This is a genomic window from Bacillus sp. SIMBA_154 (genome assembly GCF_046536015.1).
GTDB classification, from domain to species: domain Bacteria; phylum Bacillota; class Bacilli; order Bacillales; family Bacillaceae; genus Bacillus; species Bacillus pumilus_P.
On sequence record NZ_JAWJBV010000696.1, the window covers coordinates 1 to 233 of the forward strand.

Sequence of the window (233 nt, forward strand, 5' to 3'; positions counted from 1 at the left end):
TTTATAATCAAAATGCATCTCTATCTGTTGACCGGCATCTTCGATCGTGAGCATCAAATCATATAAAGAGACCCCTGGATTTCGTTCTTTCACTTTAAATGTACATTCATTGTGCCGGATTTCATGAAATTCAATGTTTTGAAACACAAACATCGTATTAAACCGAGACTTTCCGGTTGTTTCCCGCTGTACATTTAATTTCTCCACAAGCCGGTCGAATGGATAGTCTTGGT

Annotated in this window: 1 protein-coding gene; it reads right to left on the reverse strand. The window is 38.2% G+C overall.

All coding sequences use genetic code 11. The features are described from left to right. On the reverse strand, window positions 1-233 hold a 233-nt coding region (locus tag R0K30_RS23655; protein WP_410613486.1), incomplete at both ends, for a condensation domain-containing protein.